General features: G+C 65.4%; 1 protein-coding gene. It reads right to left on the bottom strand.

The window, feature by feature from the left end; all coding sequences use genetic code 11:
• On the bottom strand, positions 1 to 416 hold a 416-nt coding region (locus GV818_RS33785), incomplete at its 3' end, for a glycosyltransferase (RefSeq protein ID WP_161778753.1).
• Positions 417 to 437 lie beyond the last annotated feature (21 nt).

Genomic DNA, 437 nt, shown 5'->3' with positions numbered 1-437 from the left:
GGGCTGACGTGCGTATTGAGGTGGCTCCAACGGTCGGTCAGCCGGTAGCCCAGCATGCGCAAGCCGCCACCTTCTCGTGCGCTGTGTGCCGTGCAGATGACGGGGGGCATGTCTCCCGTCGCGGCCAGGACGCGGGCGAGGAGGTTGGCGTGCACCATGTGGGCGTGGATAATGTCCGGTTGCCACTGGCGCACGAAGGCACGCAGTTTCCATAGCGCCCGCACCATCGACTGCGGCGTCTTGTGCATCTCCAAAGGCACGACCGTGACGGCTTCGGGCAACGCCACGTCGCTTCCGGGGGTCAGGCTGACAACTGCTACGGTGTGCTCAAGGGCGACGAACTGCCGTGCTAACGCGGCGACTTGCTGCTCGGCACCGCCAAGCTTCAACCCCGTGGTCAATAACAGGATGCGCATTGGCTGCGGCTGGTGCAGGCG

This window comes from Pseudomonas sp. Fl4BN1 (genome assembly GCF_009908285.1).
Lineage (GTDB): Bacteria > Pseudomonadota > Gammaproteobacteria > Pseudomonadales > Pseudomonadaceae > Aquipseudomonas.
The sequence above is the reverse complement of the archived record's forward strand: the minus strand, read 5'-3'. Positions and strand labels throughout refer to the sequence as shown.